This window comes from Parafrankia sp. EUN1f, assembly GCF_000177675.1.
Classification (GTDB): domain Bacteria; phylum Actinomycetota; class Actinomycetes; order Frankiales; family Frankiaceae; genus Parafrankia.
Genome location: NZ_ADGX01000031.1, coordinates 1 through 19,622 on the forward strand (window position 1 = coordinate 1; position 19,622 = coordinate 19,622).

Consider the following 19,622-nt stretch of genomic DNA (forward strand, 5'->3'; position numbering starts at 1 on the left):
AGTTCTCGTAGACGTACCCGTCGGTGAGGTCGTTCGTCCGCACGACGACCTCGGCGGCGCCCGCGTGCAGGTCCGCGACGATGCTGATCTCCCGCCCGGAGAGGTCGACCAGGTCCCGGGACTCACCCGGAGCGCCGGCCCGCCCGGACCTGACACCGATCTCCTGACACCGATCTCGGAGGGAGGACCGATGGCCTCGACCCTGCCCGCGGACGACGTCACCCGGATCCTGCTGGATCTGTTCAGCCCGGCGAACCGCGCCGACCCCTACCCGCTGTTCGCGCAGCTGCGCGAGGGCGGGCCGGTACACGAGACGCCGCTCGGCATCCGGCTGGTGACCCGGCACGCGGAATGCACCGCGGTGCTGCAGAACCCGTCCTGGGGGCACAACCAGGGTCCGGACGGCGCGTTCCGGGGCGGCGACTCGTTTCTTTTCATGAACCCGCCGCAGCACACCCGGCTGCGGGGAATGGTCAGCAGGACCTTCACCCCGCGCATGATCTCGGGGCTGGCGCCGCGCATCGAGCGGCTCGTCGACCAGCTGCTGGACGCGATGGTCGAGGCCGGTGAGACCGATCTGATCGCCGCTCTGGCCTATCCGCTGCCGATGACCATCGTGTGCGAGCTGCTGGGGATTCCCGTCTCCGACTATCCGGTCTTTCACGAGTGGTCGATCGCCATCGCCCGCGGGCTGGACCCGGAAATCCTGCTCAGCCCGGAGGAGAAGACCCGGCGGGACGAGTCGACGGCCGCCTTCTACGACTATTTCCGGGAGCTGGCCCTGTCCCGGCGCGACCAGCCGGCCGGCGATCTGATCAGTGCGCTGGCCGCGGTCGACGAGAACGGTGACGGGCTTTCCGACACCGAGCTGCTCGGCACCGGGAACCTGCTGCTCAACGCCGGCCACGAGACCAGTGTCAATCTGATCGGGAACGGCCTGCTCGCGCTGCTGCGCCACCCGGAGCAGTTCGCCGCCCTGCGCGCCGACCCGCAGCTGGTTCCCAGCGCCGTCCAGGAGCTGCTCCGTTTCGACGCGCCGATCCAGCTGATCCCCCGCGACGCGCTGACCGAGCTGGAGCTCGCCGGCGAGACGCTGCCGCCCGGCTCCGGGGTGGCGGTGCTGCTCGCCGCGGCGAACCGTGACCCGGCCGCCTACCCGGACCCGGACCGCCTCGACGTCACCCGCTTCCACGGACGCCAGGCGGCTCCCCCGCGCCATCTCGCGTTCAGCCTGGGAGTGCATTTCTGCCTCGGTGCCGGGCTGGCCCTGCTGGAGATGGAGACACTGCTGCGCCGCCTGATCGAGCGGGGAATCACCATCGACCCGCTCACCGACGAGCCGGCCTTCAAGCCGAACGTGATCCTTCGCGGGCCGGAACGCCTTCCCGTCTCGGTACACGAACCGGCTCCGCGGCGGGCGTAGGCGCGGGCGCCGGGTCAGAAGTTGCGGCGCCGGAAGGAGGCCGCCGCGACGCTCCAGACCAGGACCACCCAGACCACCGCCCACGCCAGATAGGCGGCGGTCAGCGAATGCACGCTGAGGAACGGGAAGGCCTCGAACTCACCCGCGGCGAACCTGTGCAGCACCGACGGGTCCTGGAAGCCGCGCATCGCCCCGCGCCAGAGTCCGTCGGTGGGCAGCAGGATTCGTGAGACGGTGCCGACCCGTTCCACGGCCTCGTTGTCGAGTGCCGCGCCCACACCGCCGATCACCCCGGCGACCCAGGCCGACCCGAACAGCCCGATGGAGACCACGCCGGAGGCCATCGGCGACACCGCGGTCGACAGCAGGACGGCGAGGGTCAGCAGCACGATCACCTGGGCGGCGAGCAGAGCCAGCGCCGTCGCCGGCTCCGGCGGCCAGTAGCCGGACGTCGCCAGCACGACCAGGCACTGCGCGAGGCCGGCGAGCACCACGTAGACGGTGCCGAACACGACCAGCCCGAGCCATTTTCCGAGCAGGAACGCCGAGCGCCGGATCGGCCGGGCGAGCATCGCCAGCGCGATGCCCGACTCCGTCTCACCGGCGAGGGTGGGGCCGGCGAGGAAGGCGGTGCCCAGGGCCGCGATCAGGCTGAAGCCGAACATCACCAGGTTGAGGATCTGGGAGCAGGCCATCAGCTTCTCGCCGGAGGTGAGCCCGCCGTCGTCGGCCGCGGCGCCGAGCTGGGAGAACCCCCAGGCGCTGAGCGCCAGCAGCAGGACGGTGAGCACCCCCAGCGCACGCATCACCTTGCGCCGCGACGCCTCCCGCAGGGTGAGCCCGGCGATGGTGAGCACCGTCCGGACTGGCATCAGCCGCTCCGGAGTCGTCCGGGGTGCCGTCCGCCCCGGCGCCGGCTGGGTCGGTGTCGGCTGGGTCGGTGTCGGCTGGGTCGGTGTCGGCTTCCTGGCCTGCGTCGGCTGCGTCGCCTGCGCGGCCTGCGCGGCCTGCGCGGCCTGCTGCGTTGTCAACGGTCTCCCTCCGGCTGACCGGCGGCGCCGGTTCGCAGAATGCCGAGCAGGCGTTCCTCCAGGCTGATCCGCGCCGGCTCGACCGCGTGCACCCGCACGCCCAGGCCGACCAGCTCGGCGACCAGCCCAGGAACGACGTCCCCGCTGCCCCCGGTGGCACCGGTGGCGCCGGCCTCGTCGGGCGGCAGGGCCACGGTGTACCAGTCGCCGGACTGTTCGACCCGGCCGACGTCGGCGAGACGTCGCTGCGCCGCCGGTGGGACGTCGGTGAGCCGCAGCCGCAGCTCACGCTGGCCGAGGAGCTCCGCCAGGGTGCCGGCGGCCGCGACCCGGCCGTGGTCGAGGATCACGACGCGGTCGCAGACCCTTTCGACCTCGCCGATCAGATGCGAGTTCAGCAGCACCGCGACGCCCCGCGAACGCAGGTCCAGCACGATGTCACGGACGTCGGCGCGCCCCAGCGGGTCCAGCGCGCTGGTCGGTTCGTCCAGGATGACGAGCTCGGGGCGGGCGACCAGCGCGACCGCCAGCCCCAGCCGCTGCTGCATGCCCTTGGAGAAGCCGCCCACCCGGTCGTCGGTGCGGCCCGCGAGGCCGACCAGGCCGAGGCAGTCACGCCGCTCCCCGGCGGTGACGTCGGCGCCGGAAAGCCTGATGTGCAGGGCCATCACCTCGGACGCACTGAGCCACGGCTGGTATCGGAACAGCTCCGGCAGGTAGCCGACCCGGGCTCGCGCGGCCGGGTCGGTCGCCGGCCGCCCGAGCAGCAGCACCTCGCCGGCGTCCGGGCGGACCAGGCCGAGGAGCATTTTGATCACCGACGTCTTGCCGGCTCCGTTGGGCCCCAGCAGGCCGACCACCTGCCCGCGGCCGACCTCCAGGGAGACGTCCTCGACCGCGGTGCGGCGACCGTACCGCTTGTTCAGTCCCGAGGCCCACACGGCGGACGACGGTCGCAGGTCCCCGACCAGTCGTGCCGCCGCGTCGAGCGCGGGTCCTTCGGCGATTGTGGTCAACGCAGCTCCCTGGCGACGGTGAGGATCTCGTTCTCGGACAGCGAGCCGGCGACGGCGCACACCACGCCGCCCTGCACCCAGACGACCGCGGCGAGAGTGCCGTCGCGGCTGGTCAGCGCGGTGGCGGGAATACCGTTGACCTTGACCTGCCGGGTGGTGGCCTCCGCGGTGGGCACCGGCAGCGGCAGGGTCGAGCCGTCAGCGGCGAAGGTGCGCAGCTGGGCCGCGACGTCGGCCGGCAGGCCGGGCAGCGACAGTATGTAGTCGCGGACCGTCTCGAACGGGACGCCGGTCGAGAACGCCCGGGGCGCGACGGCACGGGCGACGACGAGGCCGGGCGCCCCGGAGCCGGAGGACCAGACCCGGGCCACGCCGGGGCCGGCGACCATCCGCACTCGGGTGCCGTCCAGGCCCGGGGGTACCGGCGGCAGCGTCTCGCCCTCGTCGGCCGCAGTGCGGGCGGCTCGTTGCGCCGAGAAGGTGAACACCGCCTCGACCTGGTCGATCGTCTCGTAGACCGGCTCACCGGCGATGCCGGCCGGCAGTCTGGTCACGGCGGGCAGGTCGAGGCCGGTCCGCCTGGTGGCGGTGGCCGCGGAGTCCACGTCGCGCAGGTCGGGTTCACTGGCCATGTCGAGGTCGCCGTAGGCGCCCAGGTCGGGCAGCGCGACGAGGTCCTCGGGGCCCAGGCCGATCACCGCGACCCGTTCGGTCTGGAAGATCTGCAGCCAGCCGTTCGCGGCGGCGGTGCCGGCGCCGGCGAGAACCGCGGCCGCGACCAGCGCGGCGACGGCCGGGCGACCCGCGAACCGCCGCCCGAACGACGGCCGACCGGTACGCGGACGGGCGTGCGGGCGGCGACGCTCGCCGGCGGACGCCTTGCGCCCTGTTCCCGTGGCGGGCATGGACGCGACCAGGCGCCGCCAGGCGGCATCGATGTCACCGGCGGCGTGCTCACCCGCGGCGTGCTCACCCACGGCATGCTCGCCGACGGCATGCTCGCCCGCGGTGTGCTCGCCGCCCGCGGGAACGGCGAAGGACAGTGCGGCGTGGACGGCGTCGGCGTCGGCGCGCATGGTGGCCAGCACGGCCAGGCAGCGTGGGCAGGCGGCGGTGTGCTCGCGGTCGGCGTCGGTCACTCCGGCCGGCTCGTCGAGCAGCCGGCGCAGCACGCCGTCAGACGTGTGACCCATGGCGGTTCAGCTCCTTGCGTAGTGCCGACTCGGCGCGGCGCACCGTGGTGCCGATGCTGGTCGGGGACAGATCGAGGGCGGCGGCGACGTCGGCGTAGCTCAGGCCGCTGTGACGCAGGACCAGCGCCACCGCCTGGGTGCGGGGAAGCTGGGCGAGGGCGGCGCGCACCCGGCGGTGTTCGTCCCGCCGGACCACGGCGTCGGCCACATCCGGCACGGTGGCGTGCTCGGCCGTGGCGGCGGCTTCCTCCCGCCCGGTGCGGCGACGATGCGAGCGGATGGTGTTCAGCGCGGTGTGGGCGGCGGCGACGCAGAGCCAGCCGCGGGCCCGGGCCCCGGGAACCGAGCAGCCGCTGAACGACAGGAAGACCTCCTGGGCGACGTCCTCTGCCTGATCCCGGTCGCCGAGCACACGGGCGGCCACGCCGACGACCACCTGGTAGTCACGCCGGAACACCTCGTCGAGGTCAGGCCGCACCGCTGCCGCCTCGCCCGCCGCCTCTCCGCGCGCCGGGCGGGATCGCGCCACCCGGGCGCCCCTCCCGCCGCCGGCGGAGATGCCCCCTTCGCCGCCTCGACGGGCCGCGGTGACGGCAGCCGCCCCGGGGCCCGCCAGGACAGGGACACCCGCCGCCTGCCTGTGCCGAATCAGGTCCATACCCACACAGCACCGCCCGGCGCGCGAATGTGACACACAGCCGCGCCCTTGTGCGACCGAAGGTCGCTGCGGGAGCCACGGGAGCCGCGGGCGATGCGGGAGGTGCGGGAGGTGCGGGAGGTGCCGACCGCGATCGGATCCGGTGACGCGGAACACAGGCCGCCAGCGTGAGGTTGCGCTGTGCATGGTCACTCTCGGATCCCTTGGCATCGCCGCCTCCAGCCTGCCGACTGACGGGCCCGACGCTGAAGTCGCCTTCGCGCGCGAAGCGGAGGCGGCGGGCTACTCGACACTTTGGCTGGCCGGAGGCCAGGGCAACAACCTGCCCGTCATCGACCGGGTCGTCCGCGCGTCGGAACGCATCCAGGTCGCCAGCGGCATTCTCTCCGTGGACGTGGTGCCTGCCGGCGAGGTCGCGCGGACCTACGCGGACCTGGAGGAGTCCTTCCCCGGCCGGTTCGTCGTCGGCCTCGGTGGCGCGCACGGTGCCCGGCCGCTGCACACGCTCAACTCCTATCTCGACGTTCTCGACACCGAAAAGCCCGAGGTACCGGCGTCGGCACGGATCCTCGCCGCGCTCGGCCCGGCGGTCCTGGCGCTCGCCCGGGACCGCGCGGCCGGCGCCTACCCCTTCCTGGTCACTCCCGAGTACGTCGCGCAGGCGCGGGCGACGCTCGGGGCCGAACCGGCGATCGCCGTCCTGCTCAGCGTCATCCCGGAAAAGGATCCGGCGACCGCGCGGGCCATCGCCGCCGACAACCTCAGATTTCTCAGCACCGTGCCCGGCTATCGGCGCAGTTTCGGGCGCATGGGATTCACCGAGCCCGAGATCGCGGGTCTCGACGCGAGGCTTCTCGACGCGGTGACGGCGTGGGGCGATCTCGACACCATCGTCGCCCGCATCCGCGAATACCAGGCCGCCGGCGCCGACCAGGTCGTTCTGCGGATCAGTACGGGCAGCCAGCCCGCCGGCGAGTGGCTGGGCAGGTTCGCCGACGCGCTCCTGCCCTGAGCACCGGATCCGGCGGTGAGGGCTCAGCAGCGGTCAGCCCATTTCAGGGCGACCAGCGCGGTCCGCAGCGTGGTGGCGGCGGCCGGGGCCGCGTTCGCGCCTCCGGTGAGATGGCCGCCGGCGGGTGCCTTCAGGTAGACCGCCACCACGACCTCCGGCTTCTCGGCCGGGGCGAACGCCACCATCCAGGCGTTGGTGTCGGGGTTGGCCGAGGCGGGCCCGGTCTCCGGCGTTCCGGTCTTCGCGGCGACCTGGGCGCAGGGAACAGCGGCCCTCTTCGCCGTGCCGGCCTTCACGGCCTCGACCATGCCGGTTCGGATCATCTCGGCGTTCTCCGGCGGGATGACCGGCCGCGGCTGACCCGCGGGTTCCTTCCAGAGGACGGTGCCATCCCGTTCGCCCTGCTCGACGATGTGCGGTGGACGCAGCCGGCCTCCCTCGGCGACAGCCGCGGCGACCAGTGCCATCTGCAGCGGCGTCGCGTAGACGCATGCCTGGCCGATGGCCATCTGCTGCGGCAGGCAGCTCCTGTCGTCCCCCGTGTGGGACTCGATGGAGGACACGGCGACCGGCAGGCCGTCCAGGTCACAGTGGTCCTTCCCGATCGGCTCCAGCCCCAGGGTTCGGCAGGCTGGTGCTCCATCGGGCTTCTCCGCGGGGTCGGTGCCGGGCATACGGAACCCGAAGGCGGCCGCCTCCTGGGTGATGCGCTCCGGGCCGAGGTCCTCGCCGATCAGGGCGAAGGCGGTGTTGCAGGACTGGCGCAGCGCGTCCACCAGGGCCGGGATCCCGATCATGTCCCTGGCCGGGCATCTGTCACCGCCGAAGTTCCGCAGCGAATGGCCGTCCGGCAGGGGCAGGCTGGTGTGGGGCGCCAGGGGCAGGTCGTTCAGCCCGGCCGGGTCGATCGCGGCGGCGGTGACGATTTTGAACACCGAGCCGGGCTGGCTGGCGTCTCCGGTGACGGTGGTCGCGAGGCCGTCGTCGGCGGCGATGGCCAGCACACCGCCGGTGCGTGGGTCCAGGGCCACGACCGCGCCGCGGGCTCCCGGGGCGGCCTGCTTCGCCTCCGCCAGCGCGCGGACCGCCGCCTCCTGAATCTCGGCGTTGTACGACGTCCGCACGTCGGCGGGCTGGCATCGCTGCCCCAGCAGACCGCGTGGGCCGGCCAGGCCCTCCTCCGGCCGGGTGCCGCATTCGAGCTGCAGCGCCCAGGTGTTCTCCAGCCCGGTGCCGTCGGTGTCCTTCCTGGACGGCCGGAAATCACCGACGGGCAGGCCCGTGGACGTCCCGTGGCGGGTGGCGTCGACGCCGGACCCAACCGTTGCGGCCAGGACCAGGCCGTCGGCGGAGAGGATCCGGCCCCGGTTGAACGTCGCCCGCTCGGTGCGGGCGATCCCGCGGCTGCGGTCGTGGTCGTCCAGCCAGGCGCCGGCGGTGAGCAGCTGCGCGTTCAGCAGCGAGCCGGCGGTGACGAGTGCCAGCAGCCCGGCGAGTGCCGGCGCCCGCCAGGTCAGCGGCGACCGACGCCGGGCTCTCGTCACGTAACGGCCGGCCGCGCCGGTTGGACCGGCAGCGGCGGGACCGGGGTGGGGGCGGTGGAGCCAGCGGGCCGCGGGCCGGCGCAGCCCGCGGCCAGTCCCACGATGCCGAGCACCACCAGCATGGACGTCCCACCGGCCGAGAGCAGCGGGGTGGTGATGCCGGAGATCGGCAGCACCCTGGTCGTCGCCAGCGCCGGCCAGACGATGTTGGCGGCCAGCATGACGGAAAGCCCGACCAGCCAGGCCCGCAGCCAGGACTCCTCACCGGCCCGCCGGGCCAGCCGGAACAGCTGGATGAGCAGCAGTGCGTACAGGGCGCCGGTCAGCAGGGTGCCGACGAGGCCGAGCTCCTCGCCGAGCACGGCGAGGATGAAGTCGTTCTGGCGCTCGGTGCCGATGCTGTCCACCCGGCCGAGGCCCGGCCCGGCGCCGAGCAGCCCGCCGCGGGCGTAGGCGAGCAGCGCCTTCCCGGGCTGTTGCAGCGCCTTGCCCGGGCCGTGTTCGCCCATGTAGAAGGGGTCTTTCCAGAGGGCGAGCCGGTCGCCCAGCACGCCGACGCCCAACAGCATCGCGACCGCTGCCAGCGCCGCGAAGGAGACGGTCGCCGCCGCGGCGTAGCGCCAGCGGCCGGTGAGGTGGACGACCAGGCCGACGATGCCGATGAAGAGCACCACCGCCGGCCCGAGGTCGGAGAGCTTGACGAAGAGTCCGGTGGCCACCACGGCCGGTACCAGCGCGTACTCGATCAGCGCCCGGCCGGCCCCGGGGGGCCGGTAGGAGCCGAACAGGCGGGGGGCGTCCGGCGGCGCCTTCAGCTGGAACGCGATCCAGCCGAGCAGGCTGAACCGGAACACCTCGGTCGGCTGGACGTGCAGCGGGCCCAGCGTGAGGCCGATCTGGGCGCCCCGCTCGATGGGTGCTCTCAGCGCCAGCACACCGGACACGACCACCAGGATGAGCAGCGCGTTACCGGTGCGCCCGTTCCGCTTGATCCACCGGTTTCGCGCCGGGCCCTCCCGGCGCCGGTCGGTCTGCGCCAGCGACCGGCCCAGGTAGAACAGCCCGACGCCGACGGCGACGGCGACCAGGTAGGCGCCGAGCGAGATCTGGTCCCCGACACCGACGCGCATCCGCAGGACGAACCCGAGCGCCGTGAGCGCCTGGACGGTGACCACCAGCAGGCCGAGGGCCGGGTCGCGGACGCGGCGGGCGCCCCGGAGCAGGAGCACCGTGATCACGGTGTGGAGGGCGACGGTGGCCACGGCCCACATCGGGTCCACCATGACCGGCCGGTGCCACCAGAGGGCGAAGACCAGCGCGGCGAAGAGCAGGCCCGGCCACGCGGCATGCGAGGGCGTGACCGTGTCCCGCGACCGCCGTCCGCCCACGGTGCCGACACCCGTGGCGGCGGTTCTCACGTGAGCAGCGGCAGGAAGATCGCGATGACGATGACGGTCGCCGCCGCCATGCAGAGCCAGAAGACCACCCAGCTCTTCGGGGACTCGACCTTCTCGGCGCGCGCCTGAACAGGTGGATCCGACTGCTGTGTCGCTTTCCCCGGCCTCGGTGCCTGCCGGCCTGCGGGACTGCCGGCGGGCGGCGACGTCGGACGAGCCGGTTGGGCCGCAGCCGCCTGTTGGGCCGCAGCCACCTGCCGGGCCGCAGCCGCCCGCCGAGACTGAGCCGGCCGCCGAGGCTGAGCCGGCCGGCGCGGCGGGCGTTGGCGGGCGGTGAGCGGGGAGTGGCCGAGCTGCGCCAGCCACTGGTCGACGACGAACGCGCTCAGTACCATCTCGGCCGGCGACGAGGAGGGCGCCTCCCGCGCGACCGCCAGAAGCTCGGCGACCAGGCCCGGTGGAAGACCGTGCTGGAGGAGACCGCCCAGCTCCTCGGCGAACTGCCAGCCGTTGTCGGCGCGCGGATCTTCGAGTTCCGGCCGGAACAGCAGGTCGACCATCAGACGGCGTTCCACGGCAGGCTCGGGCAGCAGCGCGGACTCCGGCAGCACCGCGGACTCGGGCAGCAGCTCGGGCAGCTGCGCGGGCTGGGCCCACAGCGGGTCGAGCTTCGGGCCGACGAGGTGGCGGCGGATCTGCCCACGCACCCTGGCGGGCTCGAGCACGCTGTCGGCGACGACTCGAGCGTCCCCTCCGTGCCCGAGCCGGTTGTTGAGCACGTGCAGCGTGACGGCCAGCGTGGTCGCCAGGGTTGCGGCGTCCGTCCCGGTGGGAAGTTGTTCGGCGACGCGCCCGACCGGCACGCCGGCCAGCACGAGCGCGAGCACCACGCCGAACTCCCGTCGCTGCGCCGGATCGGGCAGGCCGGCCGGCGGGTGGTTCCCGGCCCACGGGCGGTCCCGGTCGGGGTGGCCGGCTTCGGCCCAGATCCTGATGGCGGTCTGCGCGACGCGCAGCCGGCCGACGGCGCCCGGCTCGCCGGCACCGATCCGTTCCCACCAGCGTTCCACGACGGTCCGGACCGAGGCTGGACCGAGGCCGCATTCGCTCACGGCACGCTGGATCGCGCGCTCGACGTTCCTGTCGAGGCCGCCCACGCCGCCGGCGGTGCCGTCACCGGCGTCCGCCGCGGCGGCGAGGGACTCGTCGAGGACAGCCTCGACGAGTCGCTCACCGAGGATCGCCCACACGGGCTCCGCGGACGCGACCCCCACCGGGGCCGTCCCCATCCTCCAGCCGCTGCGCAGCCAGTGGAAGCCGTCCGCGCCCAGGCGCCGGATCTCGTCACGCAGCAGCGCGGCGGTCTCCGGTCGCCCGATCTCGGCCGGTTCTCCGTCACCGCCGCGGCCCTGCAGTACCCGGCGCAGGGACCAGAGACGACTCGAGGCCGCGATGGGCGCGCTCGCGGCGCGGACGACCCAGCGCTCCACGGCGGGCAGCGAGTCCGGCAGCGGATCCGCGAGCGCGCGGGCCACCGTGACCACTCCGCCCGACCCGTACTCCCGGTAGGCCTCCACCAGCTCGACGGCGACCTCCGCGGCGGCGCCGTGGCCCTCCGGGGGCAGCGAGGACCCATATCGCACACGCAGCCGGGTCTGCTCGAAGTCGGAGTGGCTCGTCCGGTCGAGAAAGATGTGCCGCAATGGGGACCGGCGCTCCGCCGTCTCGGCGGTGGAGAACGACCAGTCGTGACCGGGCAGTCCGCCCAGCAGGTTGTCGAGCACCTCGATGAGGCCGAACATCAGAGGGTCGACCCAGCCGGGGTATCCGACGGCGCTGACCTGGCCGGCCGGATCGGCCAGCACCCCGGCCACCAGCTGTACGAGGGGTTCGTCCAGCTCGCGTGCGGTCACGGCGAGCTCGCGCAGCGACGCCTCGACCTCCGGGGTACGCAGTCCCGCCGCGGACGTCGGACGTCGCAGCCGGACGGCGTCAACCTGCCCGGCGGCCGGTCCGAGCCCGCCGTGCCACCCCGCGCCGAACCAGCGCGGCCAGGCCCGCAGGGCGAGCGCCAGGCGGGGTGACAGGATGTGCTCCGGGCCGACGAGGGCATGCGCGAGCACCGAGACGCGGCCCTGCGGGTCGAGCGCGGGGACCCTGCGGATGACCGCCGCCTCCCCCTCGGCGTCGTCCGGCCCGAAGCGCAGGTAGCACAGCGATCCGTCCGGTCCCTGCCCGGAGGCGGCCAGCACGGTGCTGAGCAGCCGCGTGTTCCAGGCCGCGAGTCGCCGCAGGTCCTCCAGCGAGGTCAGCGCCGGCCCGACGCCCTCCTGGCCGAGGGGCGACTGCCGACCCGGCACCCAGTGGAAGGCGATCTGATGGATCGGGTGCGGATCCGCGGCGCTGCCAGGGCTGGACACGTCAGATGCCCACCTCTCCGGTCCGGTCGCCGACGAAGACCGCGCGGTCGATGATGCCGGCCATCGCCAGCACCGCCACCAGCGGTTCCAGCACCCGGTTGGGCTGGACGCGGCGGCGGTAGTACCCGGGCCGGTCGAGGGCTTCCTCGGTTCCGGTCGCCGAGGCGAAGTGCAGGGTCGCCCGCCGGCATTCACGTACCGGCGCGAGCCAGGCCGTGGCGTTCCGGCTGTACAGCAGCCCGTAGGCGACGGAGCTCTCGTCCAGGATGTCGTCCAGGTCCACCTCGCCGCGGGTGCGCTCCCGGCGGTACCAGTCCTGGACCGGAGGCTGGAACCGCAGGACGTCCGACTTGTTCACGACGACGGCGGCGTCGATGTCGAACAGGCCGGTGCGCTGATCCATCCGGCCGACGAGCTTGAGCTTCCCGAGGACGGCGTTGAAGGCCTCGTCGTCGATCTTCCCCGGGCGGCCCGCCAGCCCGCTGTGGTGCGGGTCGACGACGAAGACCAGGGCCCCCGCGGCGTTCACGAAATCGGAGGAACGCCGGTTGCTGGCGAAATCCTCGCCCCGGATGTCGTAGAAGGTGACGAGACGGTCCCGCCGGGTCCGGAGATTGGTGATGATCACGGCGTCCACGAAGGACACCGCCTCGTCCTCCGGCGTCAGGGTGGCGGGCAGTACCGCCGACCTGCCCAGCAGCGGGTCCACCTGGTCACGCACGTATTCGCGGTGCCGGCGCGGGTCGGCCACCGTCACCGACAGGCCGAGATCGTCGAGGCCGCGCTGGTTCACCAGCTGGCCTATCATCGCCGCCAGCAGGTGGCTCTTACCTACCGTCGTCGCCCCGACCATCCCGATGACGAACGGCTCGCCGTACCAGCCGTAGGGGTAGAAAAGGTAGTGCGTCGGGTCCTTGAAGGGATTCGGGCACCGCAGGTATTTGGTTGCCAGCCAGGCCTGGAAACGCCGCCGGTGCTGGTCCTGGTCGTCCTCCCGGAAACTGCGCAGGAGGCTTTCGTCGACGGGCTCGTACACATCCCGGTCGGCGTCGTACTCGTAGAACTCGCCCTCGTACGCGTCCGGCCATTCATCGAAGACGTACAGGCAGATCGGGCATCGTACCTCAGGCACAGCTCTGTCCCCCGTTCCTCACCACCGCTAGAGGCTGCCCAGACCGACGATCACCACAAGCAGGAACACCACGATCGTGACGATGGCGACGATCACCTTCATGGCCAGATCACCCGAGACCGGGCCCAGTCCCGAATCCGAATCCGGATACGGATACGGATCCGGTGGAGGCTGTCTGTTGGAAATCGACTCGTCGTGGGGTTGTTCGGGCTCGGGTTCGGGCCGGTGGCGGCTGTGGCCGGGCCGCCTGCGGCCGGGCGGAAGATACGACGGCGCAACCGGCGCCCGGCGCCATTCCTTGTCCTTCACCAGGCCGTTGAACCGGTCGCGCCCGGCCAGCATCCCCGCGGGGTCATACCGCGTCCGGTGCTCGGGCCGCCGTTCGCGCAGCCGCGCGAGCATGTCCGCCGCGACCACCGGGGAACCGGGCTCGAACACATCCGCGAAGAAGCCCTCGGGAAACAGTGTCGAGATGTTCGGCTCGGTGACGGAGGAGTTTCCACCGGACCAGTCCGGGACCGGGTCCGGGTCCTGCTGGTCGCCTCGGGACCAGTAGCCGTCGGCATCAGGGCGCCAGCCGGGCAGCGACTCCGGCGGCTCGCCGGTCGCGGCGTGCAGGATGAGCCAGCAGGCGCGGGAGACGTCCTCGGTGAAATCGGCGATCAGGTCGGCGCGGGGCGGGTCCAGCGTGCTCCACGGCGGCGCCTCGACGTGCGGCCGGTGCGCCCCCGCCCAGCAGGCGTGGCTGAAGTCGAAGATGAGCGCGGTCTGGCCATCCCAGAGGATGTTCTCCGGGGTGAGGTCCCGGTGCACGATCTCGGCGGCCTGCAGCCAGTACAGCCCGTGGAACAGGCTGGCCGCGAACCGACGGCATTCGTCCACGCCCAGCGGGCCCGCGCGCCGCAGCCGCCGCCCCAGCGTCTCCCCCTGGGCCAGCGACGTCGTGAGGAAGAACGGGGCGTCGCCGTGCTCGCTGAAACCGATCAGGCGGACGAGCTGGTCCGGGTACCGGAAGGGGCGGTGGCGGTCCGGGCGCGGCCCGTTGCGCTCCATGGCGTGCCAGAGGGTCAGCAGGATCTCGATCTCCGCGCGAAGATCCTCCGCGGCCTGCCCGTCGGCCGGGGAAACCCGCTTGCGGGCGACGGCCTGCGCCACCCCGCCCGGGCCGGGCAGCGTGCCGCGCTGCACCTGGTACGGAGGGCCGCTGACCTCGTCCTTGGGGTCGAACTGCACCCACCAGCTCCCCCGGGGGCCTTCCGGGGTGTCGCCGTCGATGCCGCCGGCAAGACCGCTGTCAGTCATGGTCATGCACCACCCACCAGGCGACGAACGCGACGTTCCCGAGCAGGAGCACCAACAGGGCCATCTGCATGATCAATTCTGCTCACCGGTGCCCCACGCTCCGCGCCGGCGATGCCCGCACGGCCGTGTCGTCAAAGATGAACCAGCCCTGGTCCCAGAAGAGATTCAGCCAGGTGTGCCCCACCTGCAACGGGTAGCCCGGATCACGGGGAGACAGCGTGACCTCCACGACCAGCGGGGTGTCACCGACGACGGCCTGGTGACGCGGGTCCCGTGACGGGATGATCGTGACCCGGCCGTCGGGACTGACCCGGACCTCGGCATGCGCCTCGGCGGAGATGTGCGAGTCACGCCGGCGCGAGACGCCGAACACCAGGTCCCGGTTGATGACGGTGGCCGGGCCCAGCGGCCGGGAGCGGTCCCCGCCCTGGTCCCGGGGGTCGGCGAGAAACGCCTGCAGGCCCCAGTCGACCCGCGACTCCACCGTGAGCTGCGGCCGGCCCTGCCGGACCCCGGGACTGCCGTCGAGGATCACTGCGAAGTCGTCGTGGAACCAGACCTGTCGCCGGCCCTCCCGCTCCAGGGCGGCGGTGAGGACGTCCTGGACCGCCGGGCCCGCCTGGCTCGGCTCGAGCCCGAGAGTCCGTAACGACGCCTCGGCCCGCCTGGCATCGTCCGAGTTGAGCCGCACCCGCACCCGGCGGGGGGCGACGAGTGCCTCGCCGCAGGTCGCCCGCCGACTTTCGTCGAGTGTTCGCCAGGCGATCTGTTCCAGCACGTCAGATGAACAGTGACCACGTGCGCTGACGGCCTTGTGCCTGGCCCATTCGCGTAAACGGTCCCATTCCGGCCCGAGCCTCACGCGCGCCTGTCCCCCATATACACAGCCGGCCCCCCGGTACACGAGCAGTGCAGATTGTCATCTTATGATGCGAAGATTACTCACAACAGTGAGGGTCCTGCGCCCATCAGCACCCGGACAGCTGGCGGCCACGGCCTCCCGGTCGCCGTCAGTAGCCGGGCGGCCGGTGACGATGATGGTAGATTTGCCCCGCCGCTGGCGGTTCTGCCCCAGTCGGTAACCGGATCGGGGGCGGTACGGGGCACATGAGCAGCATCACCAGCAGCGTCACCAGCAGCAGTGCGGCGGGAGCCAGCCCGAGGTCCGGCCATGGCGCCTAGCGGGCCGCCGGTCCAGCGGCGCATCGGGCTGTGGGGAGCCACCCAGAGCGGCAAGACGACCATGCTCGCCGCCCTGCAGATAGCCGCCGGCCAGCAGGTCCGAGAAGACCGCTGGATGGTCATCGGGGCCAACCCGGCGTCGTCGACGTTCCTGAGCCGAAACGTCGACGTCCTGACCACGGACAAGAAGTTCCCGGTGGCGACGGAGGCCGCCGAGCCGCTCTCCTGGCTCTTCTACCGCCCGGATCCGGCGCCGCGCGGGCTGAACGCGTGGCTGCGCAGGCGGTTGCGGCGCCCGCTGGCCACCGGCCAGCAGGTGTTCGAGGTCAACACGCTGGACGTCGGCGGCTACATGTTCCGCAACCATCTCGGCGAGGTTCTCGACGACCCTTACCACGACTACTACGACGACGAGGACGAGGGGCTCCCTCTCTTCGACCCCGAGCAGACCGCGGGCGCGGACGCCGACGAGGTGATGCGCACCATGGCCGACTGCGACGGGCTGGTCTACCTGTTCGACCCGGTCACCGAGCACCGGGAACAGAACTCCTTCCAGTACTTCGCCCGGGTGCTCGACCAGATCGGCCGGTTGTCCCACGAATCCGGGCGGATCCGGAACGGCCGGCTGCCGCACTACCTGGCGGTCTGCGTCAACAAGATCGACGATCCGGGCATCTACCGGGTGGCCAGCCAGAACGGCTACATGCTCAGCGGTGACAACGACCTGCTGCTGCCCGAGGTGCCCCGCGAGTACGCCGCCGAACTCTTCGAGCGGCTGTGCGACGGCCGCGAGGCAGGCGGCGCCGCCCAGGTCCGCCGGATCATCCGGCGGTTCTTCGACCCCGATCGGGTGGCCTACTTCGCGACCTCTTCCATCGGGTTCTATGTGCAGCCGGGCCGGCTGTTCCGGCACCGCGACAACCAAAACGTGATCTTGGGGCCGGACGGGCGCCCACGGATCCGCGGCGAAATCCGGCCGATCAACGTGCTCGAGCCGTTCCTGTGGCTGGAGGACGAGATCCGGCGGAACCCGCTGCCACCGCCGATCATCCCGGAACCCGCGGAATCCTCGGAATCCCCGGAGCTGGACTCGGAGCTGGACTCGGATTTCTCGGACTTCACCCGGTCCGGCCCGCCCCCAGACCTGTGAGGCCAGAGCTGTGAGCCCACCGGCCGCACCACCCGAGCCGCCAACGCCGGCCGGGCCCACCCTGCGGGTCGGGTGGGCACTCATGGGCAAGGAGCGCGGCGGCTTCACCGACTACGTCGTCCTCCGGTCGAACGAGGCCTACTTCAGCAGGTCCGCCTACCAGACAATCCTGCACCGGTACTCCCCCGGAACACCGCCACACGCGCAGCGCACCAGCCTGCCCGGGTCACTGCCCTGGGTGACGGTGAGCTACGCCCCACTCGGTCGGAACACCGGGCAGACCGTGCTCGGGATCGCCGAACGCACCTGGTCCGACGAGGCCGACGCGTCCGGGCGCCCGATCGCGCACACCCGCTACGTCTGCGTCCCGTTCAGCGCGCTCGCCGCCGCTCCGGTCTCCTACGCGGGCCTGCACACCGCTCTGGCCAGCCCGACGATCCAGCGCCCGATGCTCCAGCACTCGGCGACGGGGACCCAGCCCGCGGTGACGGGGACCGCCGTGGGCAGCCTGCCCGTCACCGTGCCGCGCCTCGACCCGATGCGGATCGCGGATAGCCTGGCCACCGACGACGGGCAGTGGTTCCTGCTGGCGGCCGAGGCCGCGGCGCTCGTCCTGGCCGGCAGGGTGGCCATCCTCGGCTTCCCGGCCCCCAGCCGCGACGAGCCGACCGCGCGGACGCGGCTGCGTTTCCTCGACGCGGTAGCGGCGCTGCTGCCCTACGGCCAGCGGGCCCGGCTGACCGCCAGCACCTGGGCGGTCAGCGGCGCCGCTCACCGGATCCGGCTTGCCTTCACCGACCAGCCCCGCCAGGGTGACCTGGTTCTGCGCTGGCGCGACCCGCGACCGCGGCCCGACCAGCTGCCGGGCCCGGCCGCCGACTACTTCGATCTGCTGCTGCGGCTGCGCGACCAGGCAGGCGGATCACTGGCCGCCCTCGTCGCCCACCTCACCGGCTACCCGACCGCCTACCCCGCCGCCTGGCATCGGCTCAGGGCAACCGCACGTGCCTACTTCCACCTGCACGAGATGGGCGGGGGCGACACCGCCGACGCCCTGGCCGCCCTGGTCGCCCGGCGGCTGGCCCCGGGCCGGTTGTTGCCTTACACCGCCCCGACGGACGCCGAGCAGTGGCAGGCCGTCCAGGAGAAGGCGGTGGAGGAGGTCGCCGAGCTGGTGCGCGCCGCCTGGGACGACGAGCGGCCGCGCGACGACGACGCGACGCGGACGTTCAGCCGGCGGCTGCTGGCCGTGGTCGCGCAGGTGCCCCGGGACGACCTCGCCCTCGAACTGATCCGCCTGGCCGTTCTCGACGACCTCGGCCTCGACAGCGCCCTGAACACAGGTACAGCCACAGCCACAGACGCAGGAACCGCCGTCGAGCGCCAGGCGACGGCGACGGCGACGGCGTCGACGCGGCGCTGGCTGCGCTGGCTGGAGAGCGCGCCCGAGCTCGCCGACCAGACGCGCCCCTTCCGCGCCGTTCTCGACGGCTCCCCCAGCCCGGACGTCGTCGAAACACTCCACGGCCGGGCCCGCTACCTGCTGTCGCTCTCCCAGCTCGCCCGGCTCCGCGGAACCGGCGCCGCCATGATGGTCCTGCTGGATCCCTGGCTGTGGCAGACCGTCCCAGCCCTGTCGCCGCGGCACCGGCAGGACTGGGCCGCCGAGATCCGCGGCTTCCGCTTCGGCACCCCGAGGAGAGCGGCCCGCTACGACCTGCTCCTGCTGATACTGGGTGAAGCCCCCGCCAGGCCGTTGGGACGCCGGATCAACACCATGGCGAAGGACTACACGGAGGCATTCCAGGAGCACTTCACCACCCTGCTGCGGGAGCAGGGTGCGGACGGGCGGGTCGACCAGGCCCTGACCGCCCTGGCCCGTTCCATCCTCGACACCGGCTGGCCCCAGGACGAGGTACAGGTGGACCTCATGCTCAGGGTGCTGGAGCAGCTCGTCCGCCAGGTCCACGCCAACATCGACCAGCGTGATCGGCCACCCGGACTGGCCGCGCTGATCAAGGTGGTCGGCAGCTTCCTGATCAGGAACTCGTGGGCCAGGAACCTGCCAGCCGGCCGGCAGTGGCGCATCTGGCTACCGAAGCTCTGAGCAGGAGACCGGCCTAGAAGATCACTGAAAATCTTGGTGCGGGGCTGACTGAGGCGGATCGCTGTGGTTTGAGGGGGTGCGGCGGTCAGGGTCCAGCCGTTGGTGCTGGTGCGGGTGAGTCCGAGGGTGATCAGCCGGCGCAGGTTGAGAGCGGCGGCCCGGTGGTGGAACCAGGTGTCGTTCCGGGTCACGCCGCGGTAGGGCACTCGGCGCCCGCGCTGTCCAGGCCACCATCGCCTTCTGGTCGGACCGGCCCAGAGAAGGGATACGGCTGACGACCACGGGCCTCGACCACGCCAGAGCAGGGTCCGGCAAGGTTCGCCTGCACGCCGTGCAGGCCCGCTCCTACGCGATGATCGGAGCCGCGGACGAGGCGATGACCGCATTGGTCGCCGCCCAGCGCGCCGCCGAGGCAGACGTGTCAGACGACCTTCTCGACAGTGTGGGCGGCGAGTTCTCGTTCGGCGAGGAACGCCGGCTCCTCAGCGCCGCCGCCACCCATCTCGCACTCAGCCAACTCGACCAGGCTGAGCACGCGGCATCCCAGGCGATCGACCTGTTCACCGCGATACCGACCGCCGACAGGTGGACACCAGGTGAGCACGGCGCCCGCATCGATCTGATCGTCGCCCGGACGCTGGGCGGCGATCTCGACAGCGCGCACGACGCCCTCGTCCCCGTACTCGCACTGCCGTCCGAGCAACGCACGGGACGCCTGACGGGGCGGCTCCACCGGCGGTGACAGTCGCCGGCTGGCACGGCTGCGACCATGTCGGCCCGGTCCACGAGGGCAACACCCTACGCAGCGACGTGACGGTGGAGGACCTGACCCCGCTGCCGGCCGGCGGCGGACTCGTCGGCCTGCGCTCCCGGGTCCGCGCCGACGCCACCATCCCAGCCCCCGACGGCCGCACCGCGCCGACCGGCGGCGCGGGCGAAGGTGGCGGTGGCGGTGGCGGTGGCGACGGCAGCCGGGACGTCCTCGACTGGCGCTTCGTAGCCGTTCTCCCCTGACCGAAAGTGCCTCCTGGCAGGAGCTGCGCCGTCGCTCCTGC

General features: G+C 72.6%; 16 protein-coding genes. 6 read left to right on the forward strand and 10 right to left on the reverse strand.

Annotation, left to right across the window (positions count from 1 at the left end):
- Positions 1 to 1,423: cytochrome P450 (locus tag FREUN1FDRAFT_RS11860; RefSeq protein WP_369809788.1), on the forward strand; the 1,423-nt coding region annotated here is incomplete at its 5' end.
- A 14-nt stretch (positions 1,424 to 1,437) separates the two neighbouring features.
- Here the strand turns inward: FREUN1FDRAFT_RS11860 and FREUN1FDRAFT_RS11865 are convergent.
- The 4 genes from FREUN1FDRAFT_RS11865 to FREUN1FDRAFT_RS11880 form a co-directional block, all read right to left on the reverse strand.
- Positions 1,438 to 2,295, reverse strand: coding sequence for an ABC transporter permease subunit (locus FREUN1FDRAFT_RS11865; protein WP_035951363.1), 858 nt, complete (start codon positions 2,293 to 2,295; stop codon positions 1,438 to 1,440).
- Between the two features lie 155 nt (positions 2,296 to 2,450).
- Entirely contained in the window at positions 2,451 to 3,470 is a 1,020-nt protein-coding gene (locus FREUN1FDRAFT_RS11870) for an ABC transporter ATP-binding protein (protein WP_006540282.1), read from the reverse strand.
- Positions 3,467 to 4,663, reverse strand: a complete 1,197-nt coding sequence (locus tag FREUN1FDRAFT_RS11875) for a DUF4367 domain-containing protein (RefSeq protein WP_006540283.1) — start codon at positions 4,661 to 4,663, stop codon at positions 3,467 to 3,469. The genes FREUN1FDRAFT_RS11870 and FREUN1FDRAFT_RS11875 overlap by 4 nt, the downstream gene beginning before the upstream one ends.
- Complete coding sequence (locus FREUN1FDRAFT_RS11880; protein WP_050795835.1) at positions 4,647 to 5,192, reverse strand: sigma-70 family RNA polymerase sigma factor; 546 nt, start codon at positions 5,190 to 5,192, stop codon at positions 4,647 to 4,649. The genes FREUN1FDRAFT_RS11875 and FREUN1FDRAFT_RS11880 overlap by 17 nt, the downstream gene beginning before the upstream one ends.
- Positions 5,193 to 5,505: 313 nt before the next feature.
- On the opposite strand from FREUN1FDRAFT_RS11880, the gene FREUN1FDRAFT_RS11885 reads away from it, so the two are divergent.
- Complete coding sequence (locus FREUN1FDRAFT_RS11885) at positions 5,506 to 6,333, forward strand: TIGR03620 family F420-dependent LLM class oxidoreductase (RefSeq protein ID WP_006540285.1); 828 nt, start codon at positions 5,506 to 5,508, stop codon at positions 6,331 to 6,333.
- Positions 6,334 to 6,356: 23 nt separating this feature from the next.
- On the opposite strand, the gene FREUN1FDRAFT_RS11890 is transcribed toward FREUN1FDRAFT_RS11885, so the two are convergent.
- The 6 genes from FREUN1FDRAFT_RS11890 to FREUN1FDRAFT_RS11915 form a co-directional block, all read right to left on the reverse strand.
- Positions 6,357 to 7,877, reverse strand: coding sequence for a penicillin-binding transpeptidase domain-containing protein (locus FREUN1FDRAFT_RS11890; protein ID WP_006540286.1), 1,521 nt, complete (start codon positions 7,875 to 7,877; stop codon positions 6,357 to 6,359).
- Positions 7,874 to 9,295: an FtsW/RodA/SpoVE family cell cycle protein gene (locus FREUN1FDRAFT_RS43725; RefSeq protein WP_006540287.1), complete on the reverse strand. Its 1,422-nt coding sequence runs from the start codon at positions 9,293 to 9,295 to the stop codon at positions 7,874 to 7,876. The genes FREUN1FDRAFT_RS11890 and FREUN1FDRAFT_RS43725 overlap by 4 nt, the downstream gene beginning before the upstream one ends.
- Complete coding sequence (locus FREUN1FDRAFT_RS43730; protein ID WP_006540288.1) at positions 9,292 to 11,694, reverse strand: hypothetical protein; 2,403 nt, start codon at positions 11,692 to 11,694, stop codon at positions 9,292 to 9,294. The genes FREUN1FDRAFT_RS43725 and FREUN1FDRAFT_RS43730 overlap by 4 nt, the downstream gene beginning before the upstream one ends.
- A 1-nt stretch (position 11,695) precedes the next feature.
- Positions 11,696 to 12,826, reverse strand: a complete 1,131-nt coding sequence (locus tag FREUN1FDRAFT_RS11905) for a hypothetical protein (protein WP_006540289.1) — start codon at positions 12,824 to 12,826, stop codon at positions 11,696 to 11,698.
- A gap of 27 nt (positions 12,827 to 12,853) precedes the next feature.
- Positions 12,854 to 14,128, reverse strand: coding sequence for a protein kinase (locus FREUN1FDRAFT_RS11910; RefSeq protein ID WP_035951355.1), 1,275 nt, complete (start codon positions 14,126 to 14,128; stop codon positions 12,854 to 12,856).
- Positions 14,129 to 14,210: 82 nt separating this feature from the next.
- Positions 14,211 to 14,906, reverse strand: coding sequence for a hypothetical protein (locus FREUN1FDRAFT_RS11915; RefSeq protein ID WP_035951356.1), 696 nt, complete (start codon positions 14,904 to 14,906; stop codon positions 14,211 to 14,213).
- 393 nt (positions 14,907 to 15,299) lie between these two features.
- Between FREUN1FDRAFT_RS11915 and FREUN1FDRAFT_RS11920 the strand changes: the two genes are divergently transcribed.
- From FREUN1FDRAFT_RS11920 to FREUN1FDRAFT_RS11935, 4 genes are all read left to right on the forward strand, one after another.
- Positions 15,300 to 16,460 (forward strand): hypothetical protein, encoded by a 1,161-nt coding sequence (locus tag FREUN1FDRAFT_RS11920; protein WP_006540292.1) that lies wholly within the window; start codon positions 15,300 to 15,302, stop codon positions 16,458 to 16,460.
- A gap of 10 nt (positions 16,461 to 16,470) precedes the next feature.
- Positions 16,471 to 18,567: a hypothetical protein gene (locus FREUN1FDRAFT_RS11925; RefSeq protein WP_006540293.1), complete on the forward strand. Its 2,097-nt coding sequence runs from the start codon at positions 16,471 to 16,473 to the stop codon at positions 18,565 to 18,567.
- 331 nt (positions 18,568 to 18,898) lie between these two features.
- On the forward strand, positions 18,899 to 19,309 hold the full coding sequence (locus FREUN1FDRAFT_RS11930; RefSeq protein WP_006540294.1) for a hypothetical protein: 411 nt from the start codon (positions 18,899 to 18,901) through the stop codon (positions 19,307 to 19,309).
- Positions 19,306 to 19,581: a hypothetical protein gene (locus FREUN1FDRAFT_RS11935; RefSeq protein ID WP_006540295.1), complete on the forward strand. Its 276-nt coding sequence runs from the start codon at positions 19,306 to 19,308 to the stop codon at positions 19,579 to 19,581. The genes FREUN1FDRAFT_RS11930 and FREUN1FDRAFT_RS11935 overlap by 4 nt, the downstream gene beginning before the upstream one ends.
- Positions 19,582 to 19,622: the final 41 nt, after the last annotated feature.